The organism is Blastococcus sp. KM273129, from assembly GCF_021698995.1.
In the GTDB taxonomy this organism is placed as follows: domain Bacteria; phylum Actinomycetota; class Actinomycetes; order Mycobacteriales; family Geodermatophilaceae; genus Blastococcus.
On record NZ_SSXB01000125.1, the window covers coordinates 1 to 7,642 of the forward strand.

6 protein-coding genes are annotated in these 7,642 nt (G+C 77.4%); 3 read left to right on the forward strand and 3 right to left on the reverse strand.

Translation table 11 applies throughout. The features are described 5' to 3' along the window. Together E9565_RS20980 and E9565_RS20985 are read right to left on the reverse strand one after the other, a co-directional pair. The coding region (locus E9565_RS20980) for a DUF6049 family protein (RefSeq protein WP_236836652.1) at positions 1–2,327 on the reverse strand (2,327 nt) is incomplete at its 3' end. Next, positions 2,324–2,800: an NUDIX hydrolase gene (locus E9565_RS20985; RefSeq protein WP_091930860.1), complete on the reverse strand. Its 477-nt coding sequence runs from the start codon at positions 2,798–2,800 to the stop codon at positions 2,324–2,326. The genes E9565_RS20980 and E9565_RS20985, both read right to left, overlap by 4 nt. Positions 2,801–2,895: 95 nt before the next feature. On the opposite strand from E9565_RS20985, the gene E9565_RS20990 reads away from it, so the two are divergent. Together E9565_RS20990 and E9565_RS20995 are read left to right on the forward strand one after the other, a co-directional pair. Then, positions 2,896–4,383, forward strand: a complete 1,488-nt coding sequence (locus E9565_RS20990; protein ID WP_236828667.1) for a CCA tRNA nucleotidyltransferase — start codon at positions 2,896–2,898, stop codon at positions 4,381–4,383. Between the two features lie 45 nt (positions 4,384–4,428). Continuing rightward, positions 4,429–5,379 carry a matrixin family metalloprotease gene (locus tag E9565_RS20995; RefSeq protein WP_236828668.1) on the forward strand — a complete coding sequence of 317 codons (951 nt, stop codon included), beginning with the start codon at positions 4,429–4,431 and terminating at the stop codon, positions 5,377–5,379. Here the strand turns inward: E9565_RS20995 and E9565_RS21000 are convergent. Next, positions 5,339–6,661 (reverse strand): MFS transporter, encoded by a 1,323-nt coding sequence (locus E9565_RS21000; protein WP_236836653.1) that lies wholly within the window; start codon positions 6,659–6,661, stop codon positions 5,339–5,341. The genes E9565_RS20995 and E9565_RS21000 overlap by 41 nt on opposite strands. A 97-nt stretch (positions 6,662–6,758) precedes the next feature. On the opposite strand from E9565_RS21000, the gene E9565_RS21005 reads away from it, so the two are divergent. After that, on the forward strand, positions 6,759–7,412 hold the full coding sequence (locus tag E9565_RS21005; protein WP_236828670.1) for a YqgE/AlgH family protein: 654 nt from the start codon (positions 6,759–6,761) through the stop codon (positions 7,410–7,412). Positions 7,413–7,642 lie beyond the last annotated feature (230 nt).

Sequence of the window (7,642 nt, forward strand, 5' to 3'; positions counted from 1 at the left end):
GCCGCCCGGCGGCGCCGGATCAGGAAGTGCACGAGCCGGCGCAGGAAGAGCAGCGCGAGCAGCGAGGCGGCGCCGATGGTGATGGACAGGGAGATCGGCCCGTAGGCGGTGCTCTTCACCTGCATCTCGACGCGGTCGCCCAGCGGGGCGCCCGAGGGGGTCGTCACCTGCGCGGAGACGGTGAACCCGCCGGAGCGCCGCAGCTCGGTGGGCACCTGGAGCGTCGTGCGTTGCTCGGGCGCCAGGGTCTGCACGCCGATGTCACCGACGGCCAGCCCGCCGTTGGCCGGGGGGTCGACCTGCAGTCGGACGTCGACGGGGAAGGGCAAGGGGTTGTCCACGGTCAGCACCAGCGGCGCGTCGCTCGAGGCGAGGCTGTAGGTGCCGTCGGCCGGCGCGACCACGGTGACGCGCTCCTGGAGCCGCTCGAGGGTGGCGCGCGCATCGGCGGCCGCCGCCGCGAACTCCTCGGGGTCGTCCCGCCGCAGCACCGAGGCGGCCCGGGCGATCCCGGCGTCGTAGGGCTGCAGCGCCAGGTCGGCGTCGACGGGGATCGCCTCGGCGAGCTCCTCCCGCGCGGCGACGGCCTCGCCGAGGACCGCCAGCCCGGCCGGGTCGAGCGCGGTCTCCGGGTCGGCGTCGGCGAGCGATCCGGCGTCGGCGGCCGGGGCGGCGCCGAGACCGGTCACGCTGCCCGGCTGCAGCCACGGCAGGCCGGCGGTGTCGGCGATCATCGCCCCGGCGCCCTCCAGCTCCGCGTCGACGTCGCGGGGCGGCGCGACGAGCACCGTCTGCTCGGTCCCCGGCGGCGCCTGCAGGGTCAGCGCCGCGAGCTCCGCCAGGTAGCGCTGCTCGGCGATGCGCGGGCCGCCCTGCACCACCTCGGCGGTGCCGACGACGGCGCTCAGCGTCGGGTCGGCGACGAGCACGTCCAGCACCCCCTCGTCGACCGCGACGGTGCTCCGGGCGACGGCGTCGGAGCCGTCCAGGCCCACGGCGGAGTCCCCGTCGGTGAGCGCTCCGCTGCCCAGGACGACCCGGTCGATGCCGCCGGCGCGCAGGGTGTCGAGGGTGGCGGCGTCGTAGGACCCGTCCGGCGACCACGCCAGGTCGGTGATCGGCGTGACGTCGAGGACGTCGGCGATGATCTCGGCCCCCGCCCCGGTGCCGGTCGGGGCGGCCGGCTCGGGGGGCGGCGTCGCGCCGTCGACGGCCGGGTCGCCGGTGACCGGCGGGGGCCCCGGTGGGTCGTGCGCGGTGCCCTCCGGCGTCCCCGGCAGGCTGCGGGTGACGACCGCGGGCAGGCCGGCGGCGTGCAGCCCGTCGGCGTCGACGTCGCCGTAGGGCAGCGCCACCACCGGCCGGGTCGCCACCACCGCGCGCAGCCGGTCGAGGTAGGCCCGTGCCGCCTCGGTGCCCGTCCCCGCGCCGGCGACGCCCGCGACGGCGTACGGCCCGTCCGCCATGCGCGCCAGCTCCTCGACGAGTGCCGGGTCGACCGCCAGCGTGACCGGCAGCGGCGCGGCGGGTGGCGCGTCCGGCTCGGCCCCGGGCTGCCCGGCGGGCAGCCGCTCGACCACGGCCAGCGCGCGGTCCAGCCGGCCGCCCTCGCGCACCGCCTCGACCAGCCCGTCGTCGACGAAGCCGCCGGCGGCGTCGCGGTGGCTCGGCTCGGACAGCGGCCAGAGCCAGGCCACCGTCGTCCGCGAGGACGGCACGACCGGTTGCTGGACGAGGAAGGTGGCCAGCTCGCCGACCCGGCGCTCCTGGTCGCCGTCCACGGTGCCGTTGACGTTGAACAGCACCGGGTACACGCCGTCCTGGTCCAGGCGCAGCTCGGCGGAGTCGAGCGCGTAGCTGAACTCCACGCTGCCGCCGGGGGCGAGCACCCCGGGCAGCGGCGCGAAGCCGGGCTGGACGGTGGTCGCGGTGTCGGGGTCGCTGACGGCGTCGGCCAGGTCGGGCCGGCCGGTGAGGACGTCGCCGCGCTGCAGCCGGGCGGTGAGCCCGGTGATGGGGTCCGGCCCGGTGTTGGTCAGCGTGCCGGTGACGGTGATCAGCGCACCCGGGGTGACCGTGCGGGGCTCGAAGCGGGCCACGTCGACGCGGACCGGCCGGTCGGCGGAGGTGGTGGCCCCGTCCGGGGCGCTCGGCGCGGGTGCCGCGGCCGCGGGGGGCAGGACGGACGCCGGGGCGAGGAGCGGCCCGCCGAGCACGAGCGCGCCCGAGAGCAGCGGGAGGAGCGCGGCCGCGCGCCGGGCGGTGCCCTGCCGGGCGGGAGCGGCGGCGGGGCGGCCACCGGCTCGGGTGGCAGCCGGCCGCGTCACGCGCTGTCGGCCAGGAGTCCGGGGGCGCGCTCGACCAGGGCACGCTCGTCGGCGTACGCCAGCCGGGTGCTGAGCTCCTCCAGCGGCACCCAGGCGACCTCGGTGACCTCGACGTCGGCGTCGGAGAGGGCGCCGCCGACCGCGCGCAGGAGGAAGTGGTGCACGGTCTTGTGCACGCGGCGGCCCTCGGCGACGAACCAGAAGTCGATGATCCCCAGCGGCGCGACCACCTCGCCGATGATGCCGGTCTCCTCGGCGACCTCGCGGACGGCGGTGTCCTCGGGGGTCTCGCCGGCCTCGATGTGCCCCTTGGGCAGCGACCAGAGGAGGCGACCGCGGCGGTCCGTGCGGCCGATCAGGGCGGCACGGGGCCCGGTCACGCCGTCGTCGGCCACCACCAGGCCCCCGGCGGAGGTCTCGTCGACCCGGCGCAGCCGGCGGCCCGGGCGCCCTCGCCCGCCCGTACCAGCCATGCCAGGAGGGTAGCGCGCTCCTTGCGGCTGCTCCGGGAGCCGCTCGTGCGGAGCCGGGCCGGGGCGGCTCCGCGCCCGCACTACGCTGGCTCGTCGTGTCCGCCACCCCGCCGAGCCGGCCCGACCCCGCGCCGGTGCCCCCGGCCGTCCAGGAGACCGTCCGCAAGCTCGTCGACGTCTCCCCCGTGCTCGTCGAGCTCGGCCGGCGGTTCGCCGCCGCCGGCTTCGAGGCCCACCTGGTCGGCGGCTCGGTGCGCGACGCCCTGCTGGCCGCGGCCGCCGGTGGCTCCGGCACGCCCGGTGACCTCGACGTCACCACGGACGCCCGGCCCGAGCAGGTGCTCGAGGTGCTCCGCGGCTGGGCCCGTTCCACGTGGAACACCGGCATCGCCTTCGGCACCGTCGGGGCCGACCTCGGCGGGGTGCGGGTCGAGATCACCACCTTCCGGGCCGACCGGTACGACCGCACCTCGCGCAACCCCGAGGTCGCGTGGGGCAACTCGCTCACCGACGACCTGGCCCGGCGGGACTTCACCGTCAACGCCATGGCGGTCTCCCTGGGGCCGGACCGCACGGTGACCGACCCCTTCGGCGGGCTCGGCGACCTGCTGGCGAAGCGGCTGCGCACGCCCGGTCCCGCCGTCGAGTCCTTCGCCGACGACCCGCTGCGCATGCTGCGGGCGGTCCGGTTCGTCGCCCAGCTGGGTCTCACCCCGGACGACGACGTCGTGCGGGCGATGACCGATCTCGCCGGCGAGCTCGGCCGGATCACCGCCGAGCGGGTCCAGGCCGAGCTGTCCAAGACCCTGCTGCAGGACTCCCCCCGGGCGGCGCTCGAGCTCTTCGTCGCCACCGGCCTCGCCGACGTGGTGCTGCCCGAGCTGCCGGCGCTCCGGATGGAGATCGACGAGCACCACCAGCACAAGGACGTGTACGCCCACTCGCTGACCGTGCTCGACCAGGCGATCGCGCTGGAGAAGGCGGATCCGGGAGCGCCGTCGCCGGACCTCGTGCTCCGGCTGGCCGCGCTGCTGCACGACATCGGCAAGCCGGCCACCCGCCGCCACGAGGCCGGTGGGCGGGTCTCCTTCCACCACCACGAGGTGGTCGGGGCCAAGCTGGTCCGCAAGCGGCTGGTCGCGCTCAAGTACCCCAAGGACGTCGTCGAGGCGGTGTCCCGGCTGACCTTCCTGCACCTGCGGTTCCACGGCTACGGCCGCGGCGAGTGGACCGACTCCGCCGTCCGCCGCTACGTCACCGACGCCGGCGACCTGCTCCCCCGGCTGCACAAGCTCGTGCGCTCGGACTCGACCACCCGCAACAAGCGCCGGGCCGCGGCGCTGTCGGCGACCTACGACTCGCTCGAGCAGCGGATCGCCGAGCTCGCCGCCCAGGAGGACCTCGCGCGGGTCCGCCCCGACCTCGACGGCAACGCCATCATGGAGCTCCTCGGCCTGGGCCCGGGGCCCGAGGTCGGCGCCGCGTGGCGCCACCTCAAGGAGCTCCGGCTCGAGCGCGGTCCGCTGGAGCGCGACGAGGCCGAGGCGGCGCTGCGCGCGTGGTGGGCCGAGCGCCAGGGCTGACGCCTCCGCCGCGGCCGGCTCCAGGAGGGGGAGGGCGGTGCCGAGATGACAGGTGTGCACCCGCAGCACCCCGACGACCCCGTGCGGCTGCCGGCGTCCCCGACCGGCCGGACGCCGCAGTGGGTGCTCGACGAGCTCGCCGGCAGCTCCGCGCCGGCCGCACCGCCACCGGGCCCACGACGCCGGCGCCGCGGCCGGTGGGTGGTCCCGCTCGCCGTTGCGGCGGTGGTGACCGGGACCGTGCTGGCCGACCCCCCGGTGTGGCCGTGGGCCGGGACCCAGGTCGCGCCCGGCGCCGCGGAGCCGCTCGCCCCCGCGCGCCCGACGGACCGGCCGACGCCCTCCGGCGCCACGACCCCGCTGGGCAGCGCCCCGCAGCCCCCGGCGGCCGCCGGCACGCACGCCTACGCGTCGGTGCAGGAGGACGGCGTGACGCCCGTCGCCTACGACCCCTGCCGGGAGATCCGCTACGTGCTCCGCCCGGACGGCGCTCCGCCGGGCACCGAGGGCATGGTGCACGAGGCGGTCGCCCGGATCGGCGAGGCGACCGGGCTCCGCTTCGTCCACGAGGGCCCGACCGACGAGCCCCTGGGCGGGGAGCGGGCACCGTTCCAGCCCGACCGCTACGGGGACCGCTGGGCCCCGGTGCTCATCGGCTGGGCGACCGAGGCCGAGGACCCCACGCTCGCGGGCGACGTCGTCGGGGCGGCCGGCAGCACCGCGGTCTCCCTTGGCGACGGCCCGCGCGTCTACGTGACCGGGACGGTGACGCTGGACGCCGGCCAGGCGCCGGAGCTCCTGAGCCGGCCCGGTGGCGCGGCCGCCCTCCGCTCGGTGGTGCTGCACGAGCTCGGGCACCTGGTCGGGCTCGCGCACGTGGACGACGACCGCGAGCTGATGTACCCGGAGGCGCGGCCCACGGTGCCCGACCTCGCCGACGGCGACCGTGCGGGGCTCAGCGCGCTCGGCCGGGGGCCCTGCGTCCCCGATCTCTGACCGGGCCGGCTCCGCGGCGGGTCATCCGCGCGTGCAGCAGCGCCGTGGCGAGGTACCCCGCGCCCACGACGGCGAGCGCCGGCCGCGAGACGCCGGACTCGGGCAGCGTGAACGCCCCGGCCACGAGGGCGGCGACGAAGCCGATGTTGACGAGGGTGTCGTAGACGGAGAACACCCGCCCCCGGTGGTCGTCGTCGATCGACTCCTGCAGCGTCGCGTCGACGCAGACCTTCACCCCCTGGCCCAGGAGGCCGAGGACGAAGCCCGCCAGCACGATCGCCGGGGGCTGCAGCAGCAGGCCCAGGGCGGCCTGGACGAGCCCGCCGGCGGCGAGGAGGGCACCGATCCAGGGCACCGTGCCGATGCGGCGCACGACCGGCGGGGTCAGGGCGGCGCCGGTGAGCGTGCCCGCGGCGATCGCGGCGGCGACCTGCCCGAGCCCCACCAGGCCGCCGGGGAACACGCCCCCCTCGTCGGCGAAGGTGTTCCGGTAGAGCAGCAGCGTCATGAGCGTGAGCAGGCCGAACCAGACGCGGTGCAGGCCGATGGCGGTGAGCGCGGCGGCGACCGGCGGGTGCGCCCAGGCGTGCCGGGCGCCGGCGACCATGCCGGACAGCACCTCCCCCACCGGCAGCCGCGCCGTGCGGGCCACGTGGTCGGGCCCCAGGTACGCGCGGGTGAACCCGGCGACGACGGCCGCGGCCGCGAGGTAGGGCAGGGCGGCGGAGAGGGCGACCGCCGCGTACCCGGCGTCGTCGGACCCGGTCAGCTGCAGGAGGGCCAGGGCGGCGCCACCCCCGACCACGGTGGCGACGGCGCCCGCCGTCGTCGACAGGGCGTTCGCCGTCACCAGCGCCCGCTCGTCGGTCGTGTGCGGGAGCCCGGCGGACAGCGCGGAGAGCACGAAGCGGTTCACCGAGAAGACGGCGAGCCCGGCGAGGTAGAAGGCCGGCCCCTGCACGCCCGTGAGCACCAGCGCGGCCACCGCGGCCACCAGCGCGGTGCGCAGCACGTTGGCGCGCAGCAGCACCTGGCGCCGGCTCCACCGGTCCAGCCACACGCCGGCGAACGGCCCGACGAAGGAGTAGGGCAGCAGCAGGACGGCGAAGCCCGCGGCGACGTCGACCGGGTCGGCGGCGCGCTGCGGGTTGAACAGCACCGTGCCGGCCAGCGCGGCCTGGAAGACGCCGTCGCCGACCTGCGACAGCAGGCGGGTGCCCAGCAGCCTGCGGAAGTCGCGGCGCGCCAGCAGGCCGCGCACCGTCGTCCCCGCCCCGGCCACGCCGTCACCCTACGAGCAGCAGCCGCCGTCCCCGCCGCCGTGCGAGGGGCAGCGGCCTCCGGCGCCGAGGTGGGGCACACTGAGAAGGATGTCGCCGGTGCCTCCTCCGCCCGAGCCCGAGTCCGGTCCGCCTGCGCGGCCCGCGACCGGGCGCCGTCGCGCCGGTGCGGTCCCCCCGCTCTCGGTCGGCGGCCTGGACGACGTGCGGGCGGGTGCCCTCCTCGTCGCGATGCCGGCGCTGACCGAGCCGACGTTCGCCGGGGCGGTCGTCTACGTGCTCGACCACTCCGACACCGGCACCCTGGGCGTGGTGCTGGGGCAGCCCAGCCAGGTCGAGATCCGCGACGTGCTGCCCGGGTGGTGCGATCTCGCCGTCGAGCCCGGTGTCTTCCACGTCGGCGGGCCGTGCGAGACCGACACGGCGCTCTGCCTGGCGACGGCGTCGCCCGGGGACGCGGTCCCCGGCCTGCGCCCCGTGGCCGGCGACGTGCACCTCGTCGACCTCGACGGGGAGCCGGACGCGCTCGCCGGGCAGCTCTCCGGCCTGCGGGTGTTCGCCGGCTACGCGGGCTGGTCGCCCGGCCAGCTGGCCGGGGAGATCGCCGAGGGTGCGTGGGCCTGCGTGCCGAGCCGCCCCGGTGACGTGCTCAGCGACCTCTCCGGTGCCGCGCTCTGGCGGCGGGTGCTGGGCCGCCAGCGCGGTCGGCTGGCCGTCCTCTCCACCGCCACCGCGGACCCCACCGTCAACTGACGTCCCTCGCGGCACGCGCCGGGCAGCGCGAACCGGCGTCGTCTGGTAGGAATGTGCCCGGGAAGGGGCGGTCTGGGGAAGAGGCCGCCCCTTCCCGCTTCTCGTGAGGCGGTGACGTCCCCCGCCCTAGATGTACCCGGCCAGGACGTTGGTGACGACGGCCGGACTTGAACGCAGGAGAACCTCCGAGTGGGGTGTGGCTTGTCTAAGGCCCACATCCGCCCGGAGGT

Bases quoted from the DNA above. Each gene is read 5' to 3' on its own strand.
- E9565_RS20985 (WP_091930860.1), bottom strand. From the start codon at position 2,800: ATGGCTGGTACGGGCGGGCGAGGGCGCCCGGGCCGCCGGCTGCGCCGG.
- E9565_RS20995 (WP_236828668.1), top strand. From the start codon at position 4,429: ATGACAGGTGTGCACCCGCAGCACCCCGACGACCCCGTGCGGCTGCCG.